Below are 24,496 nucleotides of genomic sequence, written 5' to 3' on the forward strand. Positions count from 1 at the left end.
GTCTCCTAGGAGCGGGTGGATGGCGCCAGCCCGCGCATGGCGTCGAGCACGAGAGCGCGCCGGCGCGCCGGGTCGGGGTCATTGGTCTGGAACTGAAGGAAGGCCGTGTCGATGCCGTGGTCGAGGTAGCGCTGTACCCGCGCCCGGATCGCGGGCAGGGGGCCGCGCACGATCAGCTCCTCGACAACCGTCGACGGGATGGCCGCGACGGCGCCCTTGCGATCCCCGGCCGCCCACTTGTCCCACATCGGCTGGAGCGCGGGCGTGCGGCCGAGCCATTCCTGGTAGGCGCGGTAGACGGGCACGTTCATGTAGGCGGCGATATGCCGCCGGATGATTTGGTCCGACTCGGGGCCGAGCGTGTCCAGGTTGACGACGAGACGGGCGGTCACCTCGATGGCTTCGGGGTCGCGGCCGGCCTTCTGCGCCGCATCGCGCACGATCGCGACGGACTTCGGGACATCCTCGGGCGAGTTCCAGTTGAGGATGACGCCGTCGCCGACCTCGCCGGCGACCCTGAGCATGCCGGGGCGGAGGGCCGCGATGTAGATGGGGACGGGGCTCGAAGGCACGCGCGTCAGCCTGAAGCCGTCCACCGAGATGGTCTGGCCCTTGAAGACGACGCGCTCGCCCGCCAGCATCGATCGGAGCACCTGCGCCGTCTCACGCACGCGGGTGGCGGGCTTGACGAAGGCGCCGCCGTTCCACGACTCCACGATCAGCTGGGAGCCCGAGCCGATGCCGAGGATGAAGCGGCCGGGGGCAAGATCCGCGAGCCCGGCGGCCGTGTTGGCGAGCGTGGCGGGCCCTCGCGTGTAGACGTTGACGATCGCGGTGCCGAGCCGCATGCCGGTGGCCGTCCCGATCACGGCAAGCGGGGTGAAGCCGTCCACGCCGTCCACCTCGAACGACCATGCGTCCGTGTAGCCCAGGCGCTCCGCCTCGCGGGCGACATCCGCTAGTTCCGGGAGCGGAAAGCCGTCCATCGGCACCGACAGCGACCATCGCTTCTTTCCCATAGACCCGGAGTCTAGCCGCTTTCGCCGCGCGCCGCTCGATGGTGATAGAATTCCCGCCCATGACGCTGTTTCCCGGATTCACGCTGCCCGACGAGCTCCGCATCCTCCGCGAGCAGATCCGCCGCTTCATCCAGGAGGAGATCATCCCGCTCGAGCAGCGGCTGGACCCCGACGCGCCCGATATCCCCGACGAAGACTTCGCGCGCCTGTCTGCCAAGACCAAGGCGGCGGGGCTCTGGGCCCTCGGCGCCAAGGAAGAGTATGGCGGCGGCGGGCTCGACACCTTCAGCATGTGCGTGGCGCTCGAGGAGATGTCCCAGCACCGCATGGGCCTCTACAACCCCGGCTGCGGTGTCTTCGGCCGCTACCCGCCGCCCGCGATCTGGGCCGGGAGCAAGGCGCAGATCGAGAAGTACGCGGTGCCGGCCATCCGCGACGGGGCAAAGACCTTCTTCGCGATCACCGAGCCGTCGGGCGGCTCCGATCCCGCGGGCGCTATCCAGACGCGCGCCGAGAAGCGCGGCGACCGCTGGGTGCTGAACGGGCGCAAGGTGTTCATCTCGCGCGCCCACGACGCGCCGTGGGGGATCGTGTGGGCCCGCACCGACAAGGCCAAGGGGCGCGCCGGCATCTCGTGCTTCATTCTCGAGCGCGGCGCTCCCGGCTTCACCGCGCGGCCCATCCGCACGATCCGGACCTCGGCCATTCCCAACGACGTCGTCTTCGAGGACTGCGAGATCCCGGCGGAGAACCTCATCGGCGAGGAAGGGCAGGGGCTCGACCTGGCTTTCGATCTCCTCGTGAAGCAGCGCTTCCCCTACGCGGCCTGTAACCTGGGCGTGGCCGTCGCCGCGCACCGGATGGCCGTGGCGCACGCCAAGCAGCGCTCGACCTTCGGCGCTCCGCTCTCCCAGCGCCAGTCGATCCAGTGGATGCTCGCCGACGCCGAGGTGGAGATTCGCGCGGCGCGCTGGCTCACGTGGGAGGGCGCGTGGAAGGCCGACCGCGGCGAGGACGCGCGCGTCGAGGCCTCCATCGCCAAGCTCTACTCGAGCGAGGTGCTCGGGCGCGTGATCGACGCCGCGGTGCAGATCCACGGCGGCTACGGCGTCAGCAAGGAGTTCCCGCTCGAGCGCTGGTACCGAGAGGCCCGCGTGCGCCGCATCGGCGAGGGCCCGTCCGAAGTGCACCGCATGGTCATCGCCCGGTCTCTCTTCCGGTAGGAGGACGCTCCGTGGCCACGTTCAACTTCCAGCTGGGCAAGCTTCCCCCGGAAGCCCAGAAGGTCCGCGCGGAGATCCGCGATTTCCTCGCCCGCACGCTCGGCGGGACGAGCGCGACCAAGCGCGCGCTCTCCTGGGGCGGTTTCGACCGCGACTTCTCGCGCAGGCTGGGCGAGGCCGGCTTCATCGGCATGACGTGGCCGAAGAAGTACGGCGGCCACGAGCGGAGCGCGCTCGAGCGCTACGTCGTCCTCGAGGAGACGCTCGCCGCGGGCGCCCCCACCTCCGCGCACTGGGTTGCCGACAGGCAGAGCGGCCCGCTGCTGCTCCGCTTCGGGACGGAAGAGCAGCGCCAGCGCTTCCTGCCGAGGATCACGAAAGGCGAGCTGGCCTTCGCCATCGGGATGAGCGAGCCCGACTCGGGCTCGGACCTGGCCTCGATACGGACGCGGGCCGAGCGCGTCGAGGGCGGCTACCGCGTCAACGGCACCAAGATCTGGACGAGCAACGCGCACATCTCCGATTACGCGATCGCGCTCTTCCGCACCAAGGTGGTCCCGGACAAGAAGCACGAGGGTCTCTCGCAGTTCCTGGTCGACCTCAAGTCCGAGGGCATAGGCATCCGGCCGATCATCGACCTGGCCGGCGGGCACGACTTCAACGAGGTGCACTTCCAGAACGCCTTCGTGCCGGACGACATGCTGGTCGGCAAGGACGGCGACGGGTGGAAGCAGGTGACGACCGAGCTCGCCTTCGAGCGGAGCGGCCCAGAGCGGTACCTCTCCTCCATCCGGCTCATCATCGAGCTGATCCGCGAGGTAGGTGCCGAGCCCGGCGAGCGCGCGGCGGTCGTCATCGGACGGCTGACCGCGCACATGGCGACGCTCAGGCAGATGTCCCTGTCCGTGGCGGGCATGCTCCAGGCCGGTCAGAATCCGAACCTCGAGGCCGCGGTGGTCAAGGACGTCGGCACGAGCTTCGAGCAGGAAATCCCCGAGGTGGTCCACGCGCTCCTCGGGGTCGAGCCGCGCCTGGGCTCGGGCAGCCAGTTCGAGCGCGTCTTCGGCTACCTCGTCGAACACGCGCCGTCCTTCTCGCTTCGCGGCGGCACGCGCGAGGTCCTGCGCGGCATCATCGCCCGCGGCCTGGGGCTCCGGTGACCGACATGAACGACACGCGCACGCTTCTCGCCGACACCTGCGCCCGCCTCTTCACCGACCAGGTCACCCCCGCGCTCATCGAATCCGCCGAGAAAGGTGCATGGCCCGCCGCGCTCTGGCAGATGCTCGAGGAGAACGGGCTGACCCTGCCGCAGATCCCCGAGTCGCGCGGCGGCGCGGGCGGCGCGTGGGGTGACGCGCAGGTCGTGCTCGCCGCCTGCGGCCGCTTCGCCGTGCCGCTGCCCGTGGCCGAGACGATGATCGGAGCCTGGCTTCTTTCCGAGAGCGGCCTCGACGTGCCGCTTGGGCCGCTCACCGTCGCGCCCGTTCGTCCTGCCGATCGGCTCTCGCTCACGAGGGCCGGTGCGGGCTGGGTGCTGGACGGCGTCGCGGGACGGGTGCCGTGGGGAGCGGCGGCGGGGCACGTCGTGGTCGCCGCCGACAGCGACGATGGGCCCATGATCGGCCTCGTCGCACGCGGGTCGGCGAAGTGCGAGCCCGACGTCAACCTCGCCCTCGAGCCCCGCGACACGCTTGGGTGGTCCGGCGCGCCCGTGGTTACCGCAGCCCTCGTTGGCGCGGGCCTTCCCACCGACGCGTTGAGGTCGGCCGGAGCGCTCGCGCGTTCGGCGCAGATGGCCGGCGGCCTCGAATTCCTGCTCTCGCAGTCGGTCAAGTACGTGACGGAGCGCGTCCAGTTCGGCCGCCCGCTGGCATCCTTCCAGGTGATCCAGCACCAGCTGGCGCTCCTGGCCGGCCACACCGCCGCCGCCGGCATGGCGGCGCAGCGCGCCTTCGCGGCGATGGATGAGGGAGACGCGGGGTTCGAGATCGCCTGCGCCAAGATCCGCACGGGCGAAGCATCCGGGCTCGGCGCCGGCATCGCGCACCAGTGCCACGGCGCCATCGGCTTCACGTACGAGCACTCGCTGCACTTCGTCACGCGGCGGCTCTGGTCCTGGCGAGCGGAGTTCGGCGCCGAGGTCTACTGGGCCGCCCTCCTCGGCCGGGAGGTCGCTGCGCGCGGCGCCGACGCCCTCTGGCCTTATCTCACTTCGCGCTAACCCGGAAAAGAGAGATGCTTCCACTGCAAGGCATTACGGTCGTCGAGATCGCGCAGAACCTGGCCGGGCCCATCGCCGCCGAGATCCTGGCGCACATGGGCGCCGACGTCATCAAGATCGAGCGGCCGGAGGGCGACGACGCACGGCGCTGGGGCCCGCCATTCTGGAAGGGCGTATCGCCGGGCTTTCTCGCCGTCAACGCGAACAAGCGCAGCGTCACGCTGGATCTCAAGAAGCCCGCCGACGTGGAGTGGCTCGTGGACTTCATCGGCCGGGCCGACGTCCTCGTCCAGAACCTGCGACCCGGCTCGCTCGAGGAGCAGGGGCTGGGCGCCGCGGCGCTCACGGCCAAACACCCGCGGCTCGTGTACTGCTCGGTGTGGGCCTTCGGCGCCACGGGGCCTCTCAGGCTCAAGCCCGGCTATGAGCCCATGGTCCAAGCGTTCTCGGGGCTCATGATGATGAACGGCGACGAGGGCGGGCCACCGACGCGCATCGGCACCTCCATCCTGGACTACGGCACCGGCATGTGGACCGCGATCGGCGCGCTGGCCGGGCTCGTCCAGCGCCAGCAGACAGGGCGCGGCTGTATCGTGGACGCCTCGCTCTTCGAGACTGGGCTCGCCTGGCTCAAGGGCCACTTCGCGTCCTTCCGCGCTTCGGGTGAGATCCCGGAGCGTCACAGGACGGGCAGCCACCGCGTCGTGCCGTTCCAGGGCTTCGAAACGAAGACGGGGCCCCTCATCATCGCCGCGGGCAACGACCGGCTCTTCGCGAAGCTGGCGCAGGTGCTGGGCCATCCCGAATGGGCGACGGACCCACGCTTCGCGACCAACGCGGCGCGCGTCGCGAGCAAGTTCCTTCTCCTGCCGGAGATCGAGCGCATCCTTATGACGCGCTCCAAGGGCGAGTGGATCGACCTCCTCGAGGCGGCCGGTGTGCCCTGCGCGCCCATCCACACCCTGCCGGAAGCCGTGGCCCAGCCGCAGACCGCCGCCATCGGGATGATCCAACCGATGCCGGGCGACGACTACGAGCTGGTGGCCCTGCCGCTGTCCTTCGACGGCGCGCGGCCGGGGATCCGCCTCGCGCCGCCCAAGGCCGGCGAGCACACCCGCGAAATCCGCGGCGGCTGACCCGCGCCTGCGGATCCCCTATCGGCTGTCGCGAATCGTCGGTCTGACACCATTGGCTGTCAGCCGCTGACAGTGACCGAGCCGCCTGCGTGCGCCGGGGCGAGGACCCGGGCCGCTAATTCCCCTTCCTGAGTCGTTCACGGCTGCCGTGTCCTCTCAAAGGTAGCAAGACCTCGCCGGAGTGACGGCATGCGGGTTGCAAATTACTGGCATTCCCCATGCGTGAGTGATCATTGGAATCGACCGCTTTGTCTACGCGCATGACGGGCCTACACAGGCCCAAAAGAAAGAACGTCATGTCGAAGGACCGGTACACGAAGCGGACGACACTGGCCAACCAGCGCGGCTTCACGCTCATCGAGCTGATGATCGTGGTGGCCATCATCGGCATCCTGGCCGCCATCGCCATCCCCTTGTACGCCAACGTCCAGACCCGCCCCGCGTGGCCAAGGCTCAGGCCGACACGCGGACGCTCGCCTCGCAGGTGAGCATCTACGCGGCCCACATGGGCAGCCTGCCCGCGGCCCTGACCGATCTGACTGCGCCGGCGATCAACGGTGTCAACCAGAGCGCCGGCCCCTTCATGGCCCGCGTGCCCCCAGAGCCTCCGGGTGGCACGCCGGCCTGGGTTCCCTACACCTACGCGTCGACGACCGCCGGGACGTTCACCATCACCGCCACGGGTGACGGCACGACCATCACCGTCCCGTAACCCCCCGTCCTGCGCGCGCCGGAGGGGCAGAGGAAGTCCCTCGGGCGGCCCGTTTAATCCCCTCGCTCCCCCCGCCCACCCAGGCGTGTCGCTGTCCAGTGAAAATGTCACCCCCCGGCTCGGGGTGCGTTGGGGGTGGTGTGGCGCGCCACGGGTGCGTGGGGCTCGGCGTGCGGGCAGCCGCAGCCGAGCGCGGGCGAGGCGCGCGAGGAGAAGAAGGGGGGTTTCGGGACGTAGGGGGATCGCGGTCCCCCTCGGCACCGAGGCTTTGCGAGGCGCGGAGGCGCTGGCTGCGGTCTGCACTCGGCGAGTGGCGGGGCCGAAGGACGAAGTCGGCGGCGGGGCCGGGTTGCACGACGACACAGGCGCCGTCGGTGAAGACGAACAGGCGGCCATCCAGGCCCTCGCGCAGCTCGACGCGGCGGCCGCCGTAGGTGCGCTGCCGGGGCCGCGGCACCCGGCGGGGGCCGCGGCGGACGGTATTGTCCTGGGCGACCGTGCGCGTGGACCGGCAGCTGAGCACCGCCGCCAGATCGCGCGGCGCGGGGCGCCAGGCCGCCGCGGCCTCAGCAGGGGCGCGGGCGAAGCGGGGGTTGAGGGCGGCGAGAAACGCAGGCAGGAAGGCATTGGCCACCTCCGGCGTACTGATCCCGCGCAAGCGCAGCTCGCTCACGAGGCGATCTTGCAGGGTGTGCTAGACGCGTTCGATGCGGCCCGTGGCTTGCGGGGAGTGGGCGGCGCTGTCGCCGATGCCGAGCGCCTGCAGGATGCGCCCGAAGTGGGTAGGGTCCTGCGTGCCCCGCAGCTCTTCCTCGAGGGTCCAGTGGGGATCGTTGCGCACGACGACGTCGAAGCGATCGCCATAGAGGGCTCGGGGCAGGCCGTCGGTGGTGCAGAGCGTGTGGAGCAGGACGCCGTAGCCGTGCAGATCCTCGGCGGGGCGGAAGGTCAAGGCCAGGCCCGTGCCGGTGGCGTCGTCGATGGCGCCATGCAGGGCCAGCGCCGGGCCGCGGGCTTTCAGCCACGCGAAGGGGCTCGCGTCGAGTGGCACGAGGGCGCCCATCTGCGCCTCCGGCGTCCGCCGGGTGCGGACCTGGCGCCCCCGGCGACGGCGCGTGGCGGGCAGGCCGAGCGTGCGGCGGAGGCGCCGCACCGCGCTCCGGCTGAGCGGCAGGCCCTCCACCTCCTGTAGCTTCTCGGTGAGGTGGCAGTCGTTCAGCCCGGCGTCGGGGCCTTGCACGAGCGCGGCCGCGCACGCACGTCGGCGGCCAGGCGGCGGGGGGACGCCTGGCCCCGCCGGCGATGCCGCAGGCCGGCCGCCCCCTCGGCGGCGAAGCGGACCGTGACCCGGTGAAACTGCCGGACGCTCGCCTGCCGAGCCAGGGCGCCGTCGGCATTGGTGATCTTCCCGGCCAGGGCGGCCTTGCGCAGCCCCGCCCGCGGCCCTTCCTTTCGGCTCATCGTGCATGTCTCCCATGTCTTCATGGAGTGACATGCTTACTGAACAGTTACGGGGTGACATTTTCATAGAACAGCAGCGCCTCGCCCGCGCAGGGCTTGACGGTGCGCGGGCGCCGGGGCAGTATCTTCCCCTGGCACGATGGTGGCCCGCAGGAGGCCATGACTTGCCTGGCCGGGGCAGGGCGCCGTGGTCAGAGCACGTAGCAACGCCGAGGCGAGCATCTTAAAAGGGGGGACGCGTCATGATCGACCACTGGCGTACGCCGCGGACACGCACGATCCGGAGCCGACTGACGATTGCCCTTGTGGTGGGGGCGCTCGGCACCGTGGTCGCCGCGGGGGCCCTTGCCCAGGTGGGCAAGAGCGCGCTGATCGGCAAGCTGGAGGGGCCGGAGGTCGTCACCGACCCCGCGAAGTTCCCCAAGACCTTGCACGAGGCCCCGCAGCTGGCGGCGCTGGTCAAGGCCGGCAAGCTGCCGCCGGTGGCGGAGCGCATCGGGCAGGATCCGCTGGTCATCAAGCCCCTCCATGAGATCGGCAAGTACGGCGGCACGTGGCGGGCCGGCTTCACGGGCCCGGCCGACTTCTGGAACGGCTACCGGTGCTGCTCGGGGCCCGACCACCTGCTGTTCTGGGACTACACGGGCGACAAGGTCACGCCCAACATCGCCAAGGGCTACGAGATGCAGGACGGCGGGCGCGCGCTCGTCTTGCACCTGCGCCGGGGCATGAAATGGAGCGACGGCAAACCGTTCACCGCGGATGACTTCGTCTTCTGGTTCGAGGACATCTACCGGAACAAGGACCTGGTTCCGACACCCTCCGCGGCCATGGCGATCAACGGCAAGCAGGGCGTGGTCGAGAAGGTCGACACCTACACGGTGAAGTTCAAGTTCCCCGATCCGTACTTCATGCTTCCCGACGTGCTGGCGGGCTCCACGGACCTCGGCGGACAGGCCTGGCGGGGGGCGCTCGGGCTGGGCGGGTATGCGCCCGCCCACTACCTGAAACAGTTCCACCCGAAATACGTCGCGCAGGCCGACCTGGACAAGAAGGTCAAGGACGCGAAGTTCGACAGCTGGGTCCGGATGTTCCTGTTCAAGAACGACTGGGCGTTCAATCCGGAGCTGCCGGTCATCACACCGTGGAAGACCGTGACGCCCATCAACACGCCCACGTGGACGCTGGAGCGGAATCCCTACAGCGTCTTCGTGGACACGGCGGGCAACCAGCTTCCCTACATCGATCGGGTCGTGCTGACGCTCGGCGAGAACCTCGAGGTCATCAACCTGCGCGCGATCGCGGGCGAATACGACCACCAGGCCCGACACCTCGACCTCGCCAAGGTGCCGGTGTTCATCGAGAACCAGCAGAAGGGCGGCTACAAGCTTTACCTCGACCCGGGCGACTACGGCGGCGACATGATCATCAAGTTCAATCTGAGCTACGAGGCGGACCCGGAGATCGCGAAGTGGATGAACACGGCTGACTTCCGGCGCGCGCTGTCGCTCGGGATCGACCGGGACCAGATCAACGAGACCTTCTGGCTGGGGACCGGCACCCCGAGCTCGGTGGTGCCCGCCGACGGCAACAAGTACAACCCGGGGCCGCAGTACCGGAAGCTCTGGTCCACGCTCGACGTCAAGAAGGCCAACGAGATGCTGGACAAGGTCGGCCTCGCCAAGAAGGACGCCGAAGGCTATCGCCTCCGCACCGACGGGAAGGGGCGTCTACGCATCGAGATCATGACGCTGGGAGGCCAGTTCCTCCAGTTCACGCAGATCTCGGAGATGATCCGGGAGCAGTGGAAGAAGATCGGCATCGACCTCACCGTGCAGGAGGTGGAGCGGAGCCTGGCGCTCAAGCGCACCGGGGCCAACGAGCAACAGCTCGGCGCGTGGAACAACGACGGCAGCGAGCACCTGTTCACCTTCCCGCTCCACGTGTTCCCCTTCGACCTCGGCGGCGTCGCGACCTCGGGGCCGCTCTACGGGCGGTGGTTCCAGTCCGCGGGCACGCAGGGGAAAGAGCCTCCCGCGCGCATGAAGGAGCTGATGGAGAAGTTCAAGCGCGCGTACGGGGTGCCGGAGAAGGAGCGGATCGAGCTCGGCAAGGAGGTCTGGAAGATCGCCGCCGAGGAGGTCTACATCATCGGCGTGATCGGCATGGGCCCGGCCTCCATGGGCGTGCGCGTGGTCAAGACGAACATGGGCAACATTCCGTCGCGTCAATACAACAGCCCGGACGGCAAGACCCCGACGATCTCCCGCCCGGTGACGTTCTTCTGGAAGAAGTAAGCTCGGGGGGCGCCCGGGTCACCGCCGTCCGTCGGCGGTGACCCGGGCCCGTCATGCTGGCGTACATCGGCCGTCGCGCCCTGCTCGCGATCTTTACCGTCTGGGCGATCTCCGTCCTCTCATTCGCCATCATCCAGCTGCCGCCGGGCGACTACGTCACCTCCTACGTCGCGCAGATGGCGTCGATGGGCAGCGTCGTCACCGACGAGGAGGCGCAGAACCTCCGGATCCAGTACGGCCTTGGGCAGCCTATCTACGTCCAGTACCTGAAGTGGATGCGCCTGATCGCTCAGGGCAACTTCGGCACGTCCATGGAGTGGCGACGCCCGGTCACCGAGGTGATCGGCGAGCGCCTGTGGCTGACGGTGGTGGTCTCGGTGGCCGCCTTGTTCCTCACCTGGGTGCTCGCCCTGCCCATCGGGATCTATTCCGCGGTCCGGCAGTACTCCGTGGGTGACTACGTCGCCACCTTCGTGGGCTTCATCGGCCTCGCCGTCCCGAACTTCCTCCTCGCGCTGGTGCTGCTCTATCTGGGCTTCACGCTGTTCAATGCCAATATCGGGGGACTGTTCTCCGTGGAGTTCCAGGACGCGCCGTGGAGCCTGGCGCGGGTCTGGGACCTGCTCAAGCATCTGCCGATCCCGGCGCTGATCCTGGGTCTCGCGGGAACCGCGCAGCAGATCCGGATCATGCGGGCCAATCTGCTGGACGAGCTGCGTAAGCCGTACGTGGTGACGGCGCGCTCCAAGGGCCTTCCTGAGCTCACCGTGATCCTGAAGTACCCGGTGCGGGTGGCGCTCAACCCCTTCGCGAGCACCATCGGCTACACCCTGCCGTACATCGTGTCGGGGAGCATCATCGTGTCCATCGTGCTGGGACTGCCGACGGTGGGGCCGCTCCTGCTGAAGGCCCTCATCGCGCAGGACATGTTCCTGGCGGGCACCATCGTGCTGCTGCTGGGGGTCATGACGGTGATCGGCACCCTGGTCTCGGACATCCTGCTCGTGTGGATCGACCCGCGCATCCGACTCGAGGACACGTGATGGCCAAGCCCGAGGTGGCCCTCGATCCCACGAGCGCTCCCGTACACGGGCCGGGCGCGGCGGCCGCGACCGACCAGCGCATCTTCGTGGCCTCGCAGTGGCAGCTCATGTGGTGGCGGTTCCGCAAGCACAAGGTGGCGGTGGCGAGCGCGTTCGTCGTCGTCGGCTTCTACCTGGCCGTCCTGGGCGCGGACTTCCTCGCGTATGCCGACCCCAACGCGTCCGAGGCGCAGCGCTCGCTCATGCCCCCGCAGCGCGTCTACTGGTTCGACGGCGGGCGATTCGGCCCCTACGTCCACGCGGTCAAGGGCGCCCGCGACCCCCAGAGCTTCAAGCGCGTCTATCGTGCCGACCCCAGCGAGAAGATCCCCATCCGGTTCTTCGCCGAGGGGTTCGAGTATCGGGTCCTGGGCCTGGTCCCGACGACGCGACACCTGATCGGCGTCGACGGGGGCCGCGACGCCGCCAAGACGGTCTTCCTGCTGGGCACGGACGTGCAAGGGCGCGATCTGTGGTCGCGGCTGATGTACGGCACGCGCATCTCGCTCATCATCGGCCTGGTCGGGGTGACGATGAGCCTGGTCCTGGGCGTGGTCCTCGGCGGGTTCTCGGGCTTCTACGGCGGGAGCGTCGACACGCTGATCCAGCGGGTCATCGAGATTCTCCGCTCGATCCCGACGATCCCGCTGTGGATGGGACTGGCGGCGGCGCTCCCCCGGGACTGGTCAGTTCTACAAATCTATTTCGCCATCACGATCATCATCTCCCTCCTGGGCTGGACGGAGCTGGCCCGGGTCGTTCGGGGACGCTTTCTCGCCCTGCGCGAGGAGGACTTCGTCGTCTCCGCGCGGCTGGTGGGGTGCAGCCAGATGCGGACCATCTTCGTGCACATGGTCCCGTCGTTCATGAGCCATATCATCGCGGCGACGACGCTCGCGCTGCCCGCGATGATCGTCAGCGAGACCTCGCTGAGCTTCCTGGGCCTGGGCCTGCGCCCGCCCGCGATCAGCTGGGGGGTCTTACTGCAGCAGGCCCAGAACGTCCAGACGGTGGCCATCTCGCCGTGGCTGATGCTCCCGGCGGTGCCCGTGATCATCGCGGTCATGGCGTTCAACTTTCTCGGCGACGGGCTTCGGGATGCCGCGGACCCTTATGGCCGCTGAGGTTCGGCCGACGCTCCTGTCCGTCCGGGATCTGAAGACCTACTTTCCCCAGGACGAGGGGACGGTGAAGGCGGTCGATGGGGTGAGCTTCGACCTCTACCCCGGGGGGACGCTCGGCATCGTGGGGGAGAGCGGCTGCGGCAAGAGCGTCACCGCCCGATCGATCCTGGGGATCGTCGACCGGCCGGGCCGGATCGTCGGCGGCGAGATCCGGTTCCGCCGGCAGGCCGCCGCCGGCGCCACCGACCCGGTGGTGGACCTGGCGAAGCTCGCGCCGAACGGCCGCGAGATGCGGGCGATCCGCGGGGCGGAGATCGCGCTCATCTTCCAGGAGCCGATGTCCTCGTTCAGCCCCGTCCACACGGTGGGCAGCCAGATCGTCGAGGCGATCATGCTCCATCAACAGATGAGCCGGCGCCAGGCGCGGGAGAAGACGATCGAGATCCTGCGGCGGGTCGGCGTGTCGTTACCGGAGCAGCGGGTCGATCAGCTCTCAAACCAGCTGAGCGGGGGCCTGCGCCAGCGGGCGATGATCGCGATGGCGCTGTCCTGCCATCCCACCCTGCTGATCGCGGACGAGCCCACGACGGCGCTCGACGTGACCACGCAGAGCCAGATCCTTGCGCTCCTGCGCCAGCTGCAGCGCGAAGACGGGATGGCGATCATGCTCATCACCCATGACCTGGGGGTGATCGCCGAGATGGCCACCGACGTCGCCGTGATGTATCTCGGCCGGGTGGTCGAGCAGGCGACGGTCGACCAGATCTTCCACGCTCCAAAGCACCCGTATACCAGGGCCCTCCTGCGATCCATCCCACGCATGCGCTCGAGATCGCGAGAGCGGTTGACGCCGATCGCGGGCACGGTGCCGCACCCCTATGACCGGCCATCCGGCTGCCCCTTCCACCCGCGCTGCCCGGATTTCATGGCGGGGCGCTGCGACAAGGAGGAGCCGACCCTGCGGCCGGTCGGGGACCAGCACACGGTGAGCTGCTTCCTCTACCCGTGAACGTCCTCCCTCCCGAGGTCTTGCTGCGGGTCACCGGGCTCCAGAAGCTCTTTCCGATCCGGAAGGGTTTCTTGAGACGGACGGTGGGCCACGTCCGCGCGGTGGACGGCGTCGATTTTCACATCGACGAAGGGGAGACGCTGGGCCTCGTCGGGGAGAGCGGCTGCGGCAAGACCACCACCGCGCGGTGCATCGTGCGGGCCATCGAGCCGACCGGCGGGGAGATGCTCATGCGGGTCACCGACGGCTCCGTGGTCGAGATCGGCCGGCTGGGCCGGACGGAGCTGCGGGCGCTGCGCCGTGAGATGCAGATGATCTTCCAGGATCCCTTCTCCTCGCTCAATCCCCGCATGACGCTGCTCGACCTCGTGGGAGAGCCGCTGCTGGTCCACGGCGTGAAGAGCCGGCGGGAGCGCGAGGACCGCGTAGCCGAGCTCCTCCGCCGCGTCGGGCTCCGGCCCGAGTACATGCGTCGATTCCCCCATGCCTTCAGCGGCGGTGAGCGCCAGCGGATCGGCATCGCCCGCGCGCTGGCGCTGCGACCCCGCCTGGTGGTTGCCGATGAGCCGGTTTCCGCCCTGGATGTCTCCGTACAGGCCCAGATCCTGAACCTGCTCCAGGATCTGCAGGCCGAGTTCCGGCTGACCTACCTCTTCGTGGCGCACGACCTGAGCGTGGTGCGGCATATCAGCGACCGCGTGGCGGTGATGTACGTCGGGCGCATCGTGGAGCTGGCGGAGACCGAGCGGATCTTCACGGCGCCCAAGCATCCCTACACCGCGGCGCTCCTATCTGCGGTTCCCGAGCCGGATCCACGCACGCGTTCGCGGCGCATCGTCCTGCAAGGGGAAGTGGCGAATCCCGCCTCACCTCCGGACGGCTGCTATTTCCACCCCCGCTGCCCGCACGCGATCGAGGTGTGCCGGACGCAGGCGCCGGCCTGGCAGGAGATCTCCCCCGCGCATTTCGTCGCCTGTCACCGCGCCCGCGAGCTCCAGCTCGCCGGGGTCGACTGACGCGCCACGCGGCCCCTGCCGAGGGAGAGGAGACGACCATAGGAGAGAAGATCGCGGTCCTGAGCCCGACGGGCTTCGCCCCGAAGGGGACCCGCAAGACGCGGGCCCCGCGCCTGCCCACGCTCGAGGGCCGGACGGTCTACCTGAGGGATTGCCGCTTCGACGACTCCGACCTCTTCTGTGACAAGGCAGATCCCGAGGGAGGACCCTCGGGCGAGGCGGGCCATGACTGAGAACGGGTTTTATGTTATCTACGCTCTTCGGCCAGACGGGGCCTTACGCGCCGCGCCCGGGCTTCGGCACGCTCGCCGAGGCCATGAGCGGATTCGCCCACGTGACGGGCCAGCCGGACACGCCGCCCACGCTGCCGCCGCTGGCCCTGGCCGACGGCATCGCGGCGGCCTTCGGCACCTATGCGGTGATGATCGCGCTCTACCACCGGGACCATCACGGCGGGGAGGGCCAGGAGATCGACCTCGCGCTCTACGACGGGCTGATGCGCTTCATGGAGCCCATGCTGCTCGAGTACGATCAGCTCGGCACGGTGCGCGGCCGCACGGGCAACCGCATCGCCGACTCGGCGCCGCGCAACACCTACAGGACCGCCGACGGGCACTGGGTGGTGCTGTCGGGCAGCGCCCAGTCCATCGCCGAGCGGATCCTGGAGGCGGTGGAGCGCCCCGAGCTGATCCACGATCCGCGCTGAACAGTTAAGCCCACATTTTCGTTTTGAGACGTGAATGGACCAGGCCATAATTGCTCAACATCCGCAAGAAACGCGGCTCTCGGGGGCTCCTCGCTGACGCGGAGGGCACCACCCAATGGGTGACGCGACATCTGGCCCGGTTCGCCTCTCGTTTAATCCTCAACTCCGCGTCGAGTTCCATGGCGCGACGGTGACCTCCGACGCAGGGCTGCTGTTGTCACGCGAGTTGGACGAACGACTTGGTCTGGGCGCCCTGATCGAACGGCACCTCACCGACCCCCGCACCGGGCACAATCGTCAATTTCCGTTACCGGACCTCTTCCGCCAGTCCATCTACAACCGCCTGGCGGGCTACGAGGACACCAACGACGCCGAGCGGCTGGCCGAAAACCCGGCCTTTCGGATGCTGGCCTCGCGCGAGCGGAGGGAGACCAGTGTCGCCCTCACCTCTACCCTGCACTGGTTCGAGACGGACGTCCTCGCTGAGGAGCGGAACTACCAAGGACTCGCTCGCCTCAATACGACATTGATCTAGCACGCCGCGACGCGATCACCGACCCGGCGCGTGATCCTCGATATCGATAGCTCCGAGAGTCCGGTCCACGGGGCCCAAGAGCAGTCCGCCTACAACGGCCACTTCGAGTCCGTCTGCTATCCCCCCCCCCTCGTTTTCAATCAAGACGGCGATTGCCTGGCCGCCACGCTCCGGCCTGGCAACGTCCACAGTGCTGACGGGTGGGATAAGGTCCTCCTCCCCGTCATTGATCGCTGCCAAGCCGGAGGGCCAACCATCGTCGTCCGCGCCGACGCGGCGTTTGCCCTGCCCGCCCTCTACGAGGCGCTGGAACGCCGGGGGGTGAAGTATGCGATCCGCCTCCCGGCGAACGACGTCCTGGAGCGGGCCATCGAAGATCTGCTCGTCCGGCCCCGCGGCAGACCAAGTTACGCTCCGCTTGTCCGGTATCGCAGCGTCCAGTATCAGGCCGCTTCCTGGGACCGGCCGCGGCGGGTGATCGCCAAGGTCGAGCATCACCTGGGCGAACTCTTTCCCCGGGTGGGCTTCATCGTCACCACCCTGACCGGGACGAACCGGGCCGTCGTTCACTTCTACAACCAGCGCGGGACGGCGGAGCAGTGGATCACGGAGGGCAAAGAAGCCGCCCGGTGGACGCGTCTCTCGTGCCACGGCTTCCGGGCCGACGAGGTGCGGTGGCTCCTCGGGGTCATCACCGACAATCTCGGCACCCTCCTGCGTCGGCTCGCTCTCCCCCTGACCATGCAGAGTTGGTCGCTGACGAGCTTGCAGCAGCGGCTGTTCAAGACCGGCGGGCGCCTCCTCCGGCATGCGCGGTACTGTATCCTCCAGCTGGCCGAACGCGCTCGCCGAAAGCCACTGTCGCCGAAAGCCACTTGACCAGGACCCTCTTTGGGCAGATCCTCGGGCGCATCGAGCGACTCGCGTGGCACCCCACGTGATCGAGAGCCCCACAGCAGGAGCGGGGCCGATGAGCAGCAGGGGTCGAAGCAGCGGAGGTGTCTCTGAACAGGGCCGTCGGATTGACCAAACTCACAAGCGCGAGGCCGCGGACGGTCCATGCGTCGCGAGCATGACTTCCCTCAACCTGCCGGAAAGGATGAACGAGCTGAGCGACGGGGTGATCCGCCCGTTCAACGCCACCAGGGAGAGGAGACGTGGGTCCATATCGGAAATCTCGGCTAAGACCCTCTTCAGGCCCTACCTCGAGACCCCTGCGTGGGCCCCGTCGGAGAACCTCCCGAACACCTCATTGAGCCGCTCCCCAAGTCTGGTCCGGGCTTCGGCCATGGCGCCTAGGCTGTGAGCCGCTCCGGACCTCAAGGCTTGCCGGAACATTCCCACTGCCGGCGGGCCAGTTTCCCGGGGTGACGTCAAAGTCGACATGCCCCACTCCCTCCCGATTGGCCCATAAAAATGATGCGCATGGCTCATTGGACCCGGCGCGAGCGCCGCCTAGCATACCGCAATGCAGCCTTACCGGATGGTAGATTGGCTATAGCGATTAGAGGGGTGGCATTTTCATAGAACAACAGCACGACTGTCTCATTCGACTTGACAACTTCCGGCGCGGAGGGCATCTCCTAAGCGGACTGGCCACGCATACCGGACCAGGGAGGGGGGTCGAGATGTACAAATACGCTCTTTACGAGAAGCGAGGGCGCACGGCCTTCGTGACCATCAATCGCCCCGAAGTGATGAATGCGCTGCACTACCCGGCCCACGAGGAGCTCTACGACATCTGGACGAATTTCCTCGAAGACAGGGAGGTGTGGACGGCCATCGTGACGGGCGCAGGGGAGCGGGCGTTCTGCGCCGGGGCCGACATCAAGCACATGGCCACGCTGCCGGAGAAGGACCGGGTGCCTAACTCCGTGAGAGAGGCGAGCGGCTCCCGCATCCAGTTCGGGGGCCTGGTCCACCGGGAGATCTGGAAGCCGGTGATCGCGGCCGTCAACGGCTATTGCCTGGGGGGCGGGCTGGAGATCGCGATGGCCTGCGACATCATCATCGCCGCCGCCCACGCCCGCTTCGGGACGCCCGAGGTCAAGAACATCGGAGGGTATCCGGGTTCTGGCGGGATTCACCGTCTTCCCAGACATGTCCCGCTCAAGGTTGCGATGCAGATGCTCCTCACGGGAGAGCCCATCACGGCGGAGGAAGCCTATCGGTGGGGGCTGGTCAACAAGGTTGTTCCCTCCGCCCAGCTCATGGCCGAGGCCATCTCCGTGGCCGATCAGATCAATGAAAGGCCGCCCGTGGCCGTGCGGGTCATCAAGGAGATGGTCGCCAAGAGCCTGGACTTACCGCTCGAATATCCGGATGACCAGGGGCGACACGCCTGGGAGCTGGAGGAGATCGTGGGGACCAAGCTCCGCGAGTCGGAGGACTGGAAATCCCGGGAGGGGCCGCGGGCGTTCGTGGAGAAACGAAAGCCGGTCTGGAAAGGCCGCTGATATTGGCAGCGGGCCCGAGCGTTGAACGGGACGCGAGGAGGAGAGCGGATGGCCGAGCTCCTTGAAACCGATGTGCTGGTCGTGGGCGCGGGTGGCGCCGGCATGCGGGCGGCCTATGAGGCCCATCTGGCGGGGGCCAAGGTCGTGCTTGCCGTCAAGGGCCGGTTCGGCGCGATCGGGGTCAGGGGAGGAGGCGCGACGGCCGTCGGGGTCTCCGAGACCGGGTCCATGCGTCCGGTCGGCCTGCCGCAGAGGACGCCCGGCGACCGACTCGACCCGGACCAAGCGTACGAAGATATCCTCCAGTGCGGTCTCGGCATGGCCGACCCCCGACTCGTCCGTGTCCTGGTGGATCAGGCCCTTGAGACGCGCCGCGCCCTCGAGGAGTGGGGCATGGTGCCGACGTTCGCCGAGGGCTACGGCGTCAGGACGCATGGCGTCCCCATCGTAGTGACGTTGCAGAGCGTTGTTCGCAGAAGCGACATCGCGGTGCGGGAAAGAACCGTGGTCACCGATCTCCTGGTCAGAGACGGCACCTGCGTAGGCGCGCTGGCCGTGGACGAGGAGAGCGGCAAGGTGCTGGCCATCAAGGCGGCTTCAACCATTCTGGCCACGGGGGGACTCGGCCGATTGTTCTCGCTCAACTTCCATCCTTCCTGCGTCACCGGGGATGGTTACGCGGTGGGTTACGAAGCCGGGGCTGAGCTGTTCAATATGGAGTTCCATCAAATCTTCATCGGCACCGTTTCCCCGACGGTCAATCTCGTCCACAGCTGGATGTGGGAGTCCTATCCACGTGTGACCAACGTCCGGGGCGAGGAGTTCCTGGCGCGATACGCACCCGCGGGCGCCACGGTCAAGGCGTGCATAGATCAGAGACGCCTGCACCATCCCTTCAGCACTCGGGATCGCCTTTCGCGCTACATCGATCTCGCCATCGTCAGCGAAGCCAAAGCGGGCCGTGGGACCCCCAGGGGCGGGGTGTTTGTGGAGGTGCATGACCCCGGCTACCAGATCCGGCCCGAGCTTCTCGAGTGGTACCGCTACCGGGGCATTCAATGGGACCGTGGTCCCGTTGAGATTGGCGTCTGTCATCACTGCTGTAACGGTGGCTTGCGGATCGATGCGGCCGGAGAGACGACCGTGTCGGGCCTCTTTGCAGTGGGCGAGGTGGCGGCGGGCCCGCATGGGGCCGACCGCATGGGCGGCAACATGCTGCTGGCCTCGCAGGTGTTCGGGGCTCGCGCCGGTCGCCGGGCAGCGCGTCGGGCGGCGGAGGCGGACCATCTGTCCATTGATCAGGACCAGGTGGCCAGGTTGGAGAGCGCCTTGCGGTGCCCACGGCCAGGGGGGGTGCACGTGGGGCAAGCCGTGGAGGCGCTCGCGGCACTGGCCTGGAATGAACTGTTGCTGCCACGCTCACGCGAAGGGATCGAGGGAGCCTTGCGGGAGATCGGTCGCGTGCGCCATGAGGACCTTCCCCGCCTCGACATTCGGACGCCGCTGGAGCTGGCACGAGCGGTGGAGCTCCGTAACGGTCTCCGCGCCGCGGAGATGGTGGCCCGCGCCTGCGTCGTGCGCGAGGAGAGCCGAGGAGGCCATTACCGGTCGGAGTTCCCAGACCAGGACGATTCGCGCTGGCTGAAGGTCGTCTCGATCAGCAGGCGAGACGGGCAGATGCGCACTGACACGCGGGCCATCGATCCCGAGTGGAAGCCCAGGACGACTGACATGTGGGGGCGCCGGTGGGGCTAAGCATTGCCGTGCTGGAGCGACGGGTACCTCGGGCAGAGACAGCATGAAAGGGGGAAGCGTCATGATCCAGCATTGGCGTACGCCGCGGACACGACCGCTCCGGTCCCGATTCACGGTCGCCCTCATCGTGGGGATGATCAGTGGTGTGATCACACCGGGGGCACTAGCGACGATGGGGGCCAAGAACACCTTAAGAAACAGACGAGAACGTCGCTCATGACAGGGGGTGGCCTCGACAAGACATAGACACGCCGGAGCTCGCGTCCGCCGGGAACCGGAATATCCGAGGGCAATGGCCGCAGCCGATGGGAGGAGAACGCATGAGCACCGGACGACGGCACTACGAAGATGTTCAAGTGGGTGAGGCCCATGTCTCGCCCTCGATCACGATCACCGAGGCGCATATCGTGCAGTTCGCGGGGATATCCAGCGATTTCAGTCGGCTCCATATGGACGAGGAGTATGGAAAGACCAGCATTTTTGGGACGCGGGTTGCCCATGGTCTGTTGGGACTGGCGATTACCGACGGGCTCAAGGGGCGGACAGATGCGTTTCGCGTGGAGGGGCTCGCCTCCTTGGGCTGGACCTGGGACTTCGCCGGCCCGATCCGGATCGGAGACACGGTGACCGTGCACTTCAAGGTGGCCAGGAAGCGGGAAACCCGGAAGCCAGACCAGGGTATCGTGTATCTCGCCTGCGAGTTGATGAATCAGCGCGGAGAGGTCGTCCACCGAGGGGAACATCGCCTCATGGTGAAACGCAAGTGCGAGTGATTCGGGAGGCTCCCTGCGATGACCCTACCCTTGGCGAACGTCAGAATTACGGATTTCACCATCATGATGCAGGGGCCTCACGCGACGCAGATGCTCGCGGACCTGGGAGCCGAGGTCATCAAAGTAGAAAGACCCCATCTGCCCGGCAGCCGTCCGGATGTGCGCTACGGCCTACATGGCGGCTATGGCAAGACGCAGGAGGACAGTACCTTCATGGCCGCCACCTTCCTGGCTCACAATCGGAACAAGAAGAGCATCAGAGTCGACCTGAGACAGGAAAAAGGCAAAGCGATCGTCCGTCGACTGCTCAAAACGTCCGACGTGGTCTACCAGAACTTTCGGCCCGGCGTGATGGCGCGCCTTGGCTTCGGCTACGACGATTGCTGCAAGATCAATCCCTCGATCATCTATGCCTCGGCCACGGGTTATGGACCGGATGGCCCTTACGTTCACAAACCGGGACAGGACCTGCTGGCGCAAGCTCTGGGTGGATTCGATGCCGTCAACGCCACCGCGGACGGGCGTCCGATGGCCATCGGGTTTTCCATCTCAGACCTCATGGGAGCCGTGTATGGGGCCGTTGGGGTGCTGGCCGCCCTGTATCATCGACAGCTCACGGGTGAGGGACAGCAAGTCGACGTGAGTCTCCTGGACGGCACCATCGCGGCGCTCTCAGAGGTGGCAGTGCATTTCCTGAATACAGGCATCGAGCCCCAACGCGGCACCCCCATGCACGCCTGTCCCTACCTTCCGACCCCTTACGGCATCTATAGGACGAAGGACGGCTATATCACCATATCCGGTGGCCACAAGACGCCGGCCTTGTCGAAGGTATTGGGGCTCCCGAATCTGGCTGACGATCCGCGCTTTGATACGGACTGGAAGCGTGACCAGAATCGCGCCGAGATGGAGCGCATCATCGAGCAGGCGTTGAGCCGGAAGACAACTGCCGAGTGGTTATCACTGATGGAGAAAGAGGACCTGTGGGTGGCACCGGTCAGGCGTCTTCCCGAAGTCTTCAACGATCCGCAGGTCTTGCACAATGACATGGTCGTGACGGTGCAAAGCCCGATCGGGCCCCTGAAGTTGCCGGGCGTACCCTATAAGCTCTCCAAGACTCCCGCGCAAGTCCGCACGGCCCCACCTACGCTAGGGCAGCATACCGAGGAGATCTTGAAGTCTATCGGCTACAGCCAGGAAGAGATCGCGGCATTGGAGAAAGAACACGTCGTCTAAACGCACGTCGGTATACGACCGCGCCTGGGTGGGAAACCACCGGCCGACGACTTCGACGCGTCGGGGGTGACGTCGCCGCGACCTACTCTTGCGCGCCAGAGGTTAGGGACACCGGGTCACCTGGGCAGACAAAGGGACCGAAACCCGGCTGCTCACAACGTCGCAGCCCCGGCAACGTTTGGGGAAGGACGGAGGTTACCATGGCATACGAGTACGCCCTCTACGAGAAGAAGGGAAGGATCGCGTTTGTGACCATCAATCGCCCCCAGGTGATGAACGCGGTGAACTACGCCGCCAACGCGGAGCTCTATGACATCTGGACGGACTTCATGGCGGATCCCGAGGTGTGGAGCGCCATATTGACCGGCGCGGGTGATAAGGCCTTCTGTGCCGGGTCTGACATCAAGGCCATGGCCTCGCTGACGGAAGAGCAGCGGGCGATGACCAACTCAAAGAGAGAGGCCAGCGATTCCCGTTTCCAAGAAGGCGGGATGGTCCACCGGGAGATCTGGAAACCTATCATCGCAGCCGTCAACGGCTACTGCCTGGGCGGCGGGTTGGAGATCGCCATGGCCTGCGATATGGCCATCGCATCGCACACGGCCAGCTTCGGGATGCCGGAAATCAGAAACATCGGCGGCTATCCCGGGTCCGGTGGGGTCCATCGTCTGCCGCGGCACATTCCTCCCAAGCTAGCCATGCAGATGCTCCTCACGGGGGAACACATCACCGCCGAGGAATCCCTGAGGATGGGGCTGATCAACAAGATGGTGCCCCCCGCCCAGCTCATGCAGGAAGCGATAGCGATGGCGGACAAGGTCAACGAGAACTCGCCGGTCGCAGTGCGGATTATTAAGGAGATGGTGACCAAGAGCCTGGATCTGCCCCTTGAATACCCGGACACCCAGGGGATACGGGCGTGGGACCTCGACGATCGAGTGGGGGCCAAGCTGCGCGAATCAGAGGACTGGAAGTCGAGGGAGGGGCCGCGGGCGTTTGTGGAGAAGCGGAAGCCAGTTTGGAAAGGGCAATAATGTTACTGGCCTCCTCCTCCGGCCGCTGACGGGCGATGTCCGAATCGGCCGATTTTCCTGTGGACAATACGCTGCTTTTCCTGTACGCAAGAGGTGCTTTCGTGCGGGTAGAGATCGAATCGAGTCGGAATCGAGTCCGGAACCAGATGAAGAGCGATCGCAGGACGCCAAGTGAGGTCCTCGCCTGTTCGCAATCGCGCGCGGTGGCCGCGGAGAGGCCGCCGGCAACGGCTCGCGCAGCCACCGAGGACTCAGGAAGAACACCAGGCGCCTGGGGACAGAGGAGGACCCCGGTGTCGAAGAGCAAGATCATTTCTATCGTCAGAGGAGAGCGGAGAGAGGTATGTGCGTACGATGGTGTCGCAAAGGAGAACCGACATGACGAGTAACGTCCGAGTGATGGGAAAGAACGCGGCCATTGTTGCCTTGTGTATTCTCTGCCTCGGCGTGTGGGGAGCGACCGCCGAGGCGGCACAAAAGACCAAGATCGAGTTTTGGACCTATTACACCGGACCGGATGGAAAGGTCATGGCCTCGGTGGTGGAGGCTTTCAACAAGCAGAGCCCCGATGTCGAAGTCGCGTTTCGCGTGCCCGGATGGGGAGCTGACCTCACCACCAAAGTGGCGACCGCGATGGTTGCCGGGGCACCACCGGCTCTCCTCGCGCTCCATGACTGGGAGGTCCCGGCCTTCAAGGGCAAAATCCACCGTCTGACGGATGAGGAACTCGCCAAGCTTGGCATTAAGAAGGCGGATTTCTACGAGACGCCCTGGAACCTGGGGGTATTTGAGGGTGAGCGACTCGGCATTGCTGAATCCACCGGTACCGTGAATCTTTATTACAACAGGGACATGTTCAAGGCCGCCGGGTTGGATCCGAATAAGCCCCCGACCAACCGGGAGGAGTTCGTCAGCGCCGCTGTGAAGCTCACCAGGGATCTAGATGGTGACGGCAAGATCGATCAGTGGGGGTTTTGTCCCCGAACACGAACCCATCCCGACTATCATACTTGGATCTGGCAGAACGGAGGACAGTATCTGACCTCCGATCGCAAAAAGGCGGCGTTCAATACGCCGGAAGCGGAAGCGGCGCTTCAGTTCGGACGAGACCTCATCTTCAAGTATAAAGTCTGTCCCCCCGACCCAGGACGGGGAACGGCCCCCCAGGACGAATTCTATGCCGGCCGCCAGGCGATGCACATCAATGGCCCCTGGGAAGTCAGCAAGATGTTGCAGCAGAATGCAGAGAAGGGAACCCATTTCGATGTGGCCAAGATTCCCTGGATCTTTGACAAAGTGAAGAGCATCTACGGCAGCAACCATGTCTGGATCTACCCGATTCGGAGATCGGAAGACAAAGCGCAGTTTCAAGCGGCCTTGAAGTTCACCGCCTGGTTCTTCAAAGAGGGCAATAAGCTCTGGTTCCCCGCGTATGGCACCATCAGTAAGCCGATCGAGGCCTGGGCACGCGAACAGCGTGACCCGAAGATCACGACATTGGTTCTCTGGACGGAACAACAGAAATATATCCGCTTCCTGCCAGCCGTAGAAGCAATGCGTGAGGCAGAGGATATCTTCTTCGCCGAGTTCTCCAAGGCTATCTGGCGGAACGATATCCCCATCAAAGAGGTGTTAACCACCGCCGAGAAACGCGTAAACGCCGCTCTGGCAAAATAACCTCAGGAGACACTAGCCGCG

Annotated in this window: 19 protein-coding genes and 3 pseudogenes; 19 read left to right on the forward strand and 3 right to left on the reverse strand. The window is 66.7% G+C overall.

What is annotated here, in order from left to right; all coding sequences use genetic code 11:
• Positions 1-5: 5 nt before the first annotated feature.
• A complete protein-coding gene (locus tag Q7W02_26345) occupies positions 6-1,019 on the reverse strand; it encodes an LLM class F420-dependent oxidoreductase (GenBank protein ID MDO8479653.1) in 1,014 nt (337 codons plus the stop codon).
• A gap of 59 nt (positions 1,020-1,078) precedes the next feature.
• Here Q7W02_26345 and Q7W02_26350 point away from each other — a divergent pair, with 59 nt between their 5' ends.
• The 6 genes and pseudogenes from Q7W02_26350 to Q7W02_26375 all read left to right on the forward strand — a co-directional run bounded on the left by Q7W02_26350 (position 1,079) and on the right by Q7W02_26375 (position 6,314).
• Positions 1,079-2,242, forward strand: coding sequence for an acyl-CoA dehydrogenase family protein (locus Q7W02_26350; protein MDO8479654.1), 1,164 nt, complete (start codon positions 1,079-1,081; stop codon positions 2,240-2,242).
• An 11-nt stretch (positions 2,243-2,253) separates the two neighbouring features.
• A complete protein-coding gene (locus Q7W02_26355) occupies positions 2,254-3,402 on the forward strand; it encodes an acyl-CoA dehydrogenase family protein (GenBank protein ID MDO8479655.1) in 1,149 nt (382 codons plus the stop codon).
• Positions 3,403-3,407: 5 nt separating this feature from the next.
• Positions 3,408-4,466: an acyl-CoA dehydrogenase family protein gene (locus tag Q7W02_26360; protein MDO8479656.1), complete on the forward strand. Its 1,059-nt coding sequence runs from the start codon at positions 3,408-3,410 to the stop codon at positions 4,464-4,466.
• Positions 4,467-4,480: 14 nt separating this feature from the next.
• On the forward strand, positions 4,481-5,602 hold the full coding sequence (locus Q7W02_26365; protein MDO8479657.1) for a CoA transferase: 1,122 nt from the start codon (positions 4,481-4,483) through the stop codon (positions 5,600-5,602).
• Between the two features lie 296 nt (positions 5,603-5,898).
• Positions 5,899-6,039 (forward strand): annotated as a pseudogene (locus Q7W02_26370) (prepilin-type N-terminal cleavage/methylation domain-containing protein).
• Between the two features lie 5 nt (positions 6,040-6,044).
• Entirely contained in the window at positions 6,045-6,314 is a 270-nt protein-coding gene (locus tag Q7W02_26375) for a hypothetical protein (protein MDO8479658.1), read from the forward strand.
• A gap of 694 nt (positions 6,315-7,008) precedes the next feature.
• On the opposite strand, the gene Q7W02_26380 is transcribed toward Q7W02_26375, so the two are convergent.
• Positions 7,009-7,554, reverse strand: a complete 546-nt coding sequence (locus Q7W02_26380; GenBank protein MDO8479659.1) for a hypothetical protein — start codon at positions 7,552-7,554, stop codon at positions 7,009-7,011.
• Positions 7,530-7,775 (reverse strand): hypothetical protein, encoded by a 246-nt coding sequence (locus Q7W02_26385; protein MDO8479660.1) that lies wholly within the window; start codon positions 7,773-7,775, stop codon positions 7,530-7,532. The genes Q7W02_26380 and Q7W02_26385 overlap by 25 nt, the downstream gene beginning before the upstream one ends.
• A gap of 242 nt (positions 7,776-8,017) precedes the next feature.
• Between Q7W02_26385 and Q7W02_26390 the strand changes: the two genes are divergently transcribed.
• The 13 genes and pseudogenes from Q7W02_26390 (at position 8,018) to Q7W02_26450 (ending at position 24,475) form a co-directional block, all read left to right on the forward strand.
• On the forward strand, positions 8,018-10,072 hold the full coding sequence (locus Q7W02_26390) for an ABC transporter substrate-binding protein (GenBank protein MDO8479661.1): 2,055 nt from the start codon (positions 8,018-8,020) through the stop codon (positions 10,070-10,072).
• Between the two features lie 53 nt (positions 10,073-10,125).
• Complete coding sequence (locus tag Q7W02_26395; protein MDO8479662.1) at positions 10,126-11,115, forward strand: ABC transporter permease; 990 nt, start codon at positions 10,126-10,128, stop codon at positions 11,113-11,115.
• A complete protein-coding gene (locus Q7W02_26400) occupies positions 11,115-12,278 on the forward strand; it encodes an ABC transporter permease (GenBank protein ID MDO8479663.1) in 1,164 nt (387 codons plus the stop codon). The genes Q7W02_26395 and Q7W02_26400 overlap by 1 nt, the downstream gene beginning before the upstream one ends.
• A complete protein-coding gene (locus Q7W02_26405; protein MDO8479664.1) occupies positions 12,268-13,287 on the forward strand; it encodes an ABC transporter ATP-binding protein in 1,020 nt (339 codons plus the stop codon). Before Q7W02_26400 ends, Q7W02_26405 begins: the two co-directional genes overlap by 11 nt.
• The gene (locus Q7W02_26410; protein MDO8479665.1) at positions 13,284-14,303 is read left to right on the forward strand and encodes an ATP-binding cassette domain-containing protein; all 1,020 of its coding nucleotides are present in this window, start codon (positions 13,284-13,286) and stop codon (positions 14,301-14,303) included. Before Q7W02_26405 ends, Q7W02_26410 begins: the two co-directional genes overlap by 4 nt.
• 253 nt (positions 14,304-14,556) lie before the next feature.
• Positions 14,557-15,006 (forward strand): annotated as a pseudogene (locus Q7W02_26415) (CoA transferase).
• Positions 15,007-15,124: 118 nt separating this feature from the next.
• A pseudogene (locus Q7W02_26420) lies at positions 15,125-16,423 on the forward strand (IS1380 family transposase).
• A gap of 749 nt (positions 16,424-17,172) precedes the next feature.
• Complete coding sequence (locus Q7W02_26425) at positions 17,173-18,000, forward strand: enoyl-CoA hydratase-related protein (GenBank protein MDO8479666.1); 828 nt, start codon at positions 17,173-17,175, stop codon at positions 17,998-18,000.
• A gap of 48 nt (positions 18,001-18,048) precedes the next feature.
• Positions 18,049-19,755: an FAD-binding protein gene (locus Q7W02_26430; GenBank protein ID MDO8479667.1), complete on the forward strand. Its 1,707-nt coding sequence runs from the start codon at positions 18,049-18,051 to the stop codon at positions 19,753-19,755.
• Positions 19,756-20,075: 320 nt separating this feature from the next.
• On the forward strand, positions 20,076-20,528 hold the full coding sequence (locus Q7W02_26435) for a MaoC/PaaZ C-terminal domain-containing protein (protein ID MDO8479668.1): 453 nt from the start codon (positions 20,076-20,078) through the stop codon (positions 20,526-20,528).
• An 18-nt stretch (positions 20,529-20,546) separates the two neighbouring features.
• Positions 20,547-21,764 carry a CaiB/BaiF CoA-transferase family protein gene (locus Q7W02_26440; GenBank protein MDO8479669.1) on the forward strand — a complete coding sequence of 406 codons (1,218 nt, stop codon included), beginning with the start codon at positions 20,547-20,549 and terminating at the stop codon, positions 21,762-21,764.
• A 200-nt stretch (positions 21,765-21,964) separates the two neighbouring features.
• Positions 21,965-22,798 (forward strand): enoyl-CoA hydratase-related protein, encoded by an 834-nt coding sequence (locus Q7W02_26445; protein MDO8479670.1) that lies wholly within the window; start codon positions 21,965-21,967, stop codon positions 22,796-22,798.
• A gap of 378 nt (positions 22,799-23,176) precedes the next feature.
• Positions 23,177-24,475, forward strand: coding sequence for an ABC transporter substrate-binding protein (locus Q7W02_26450; GenBank protein ID MDO8479671.1), 1,299 nt, complete (start codon positions 23,177-23,179; stop codon positions 24,473-24,475).
• The last annotated feature ends 21 nt before the right edge of the window (positions 24,476-24,496 follow it).

The organism is Candidatus Rokuibacteriota bacterium (genome assembly GCA_030647435.1).
Taxonomy (GTDB): domain Bacteria; phylum Methylomirabilota; class Methylomirabilia; order Rokubacteriales; family CSP1-6; genus AR37.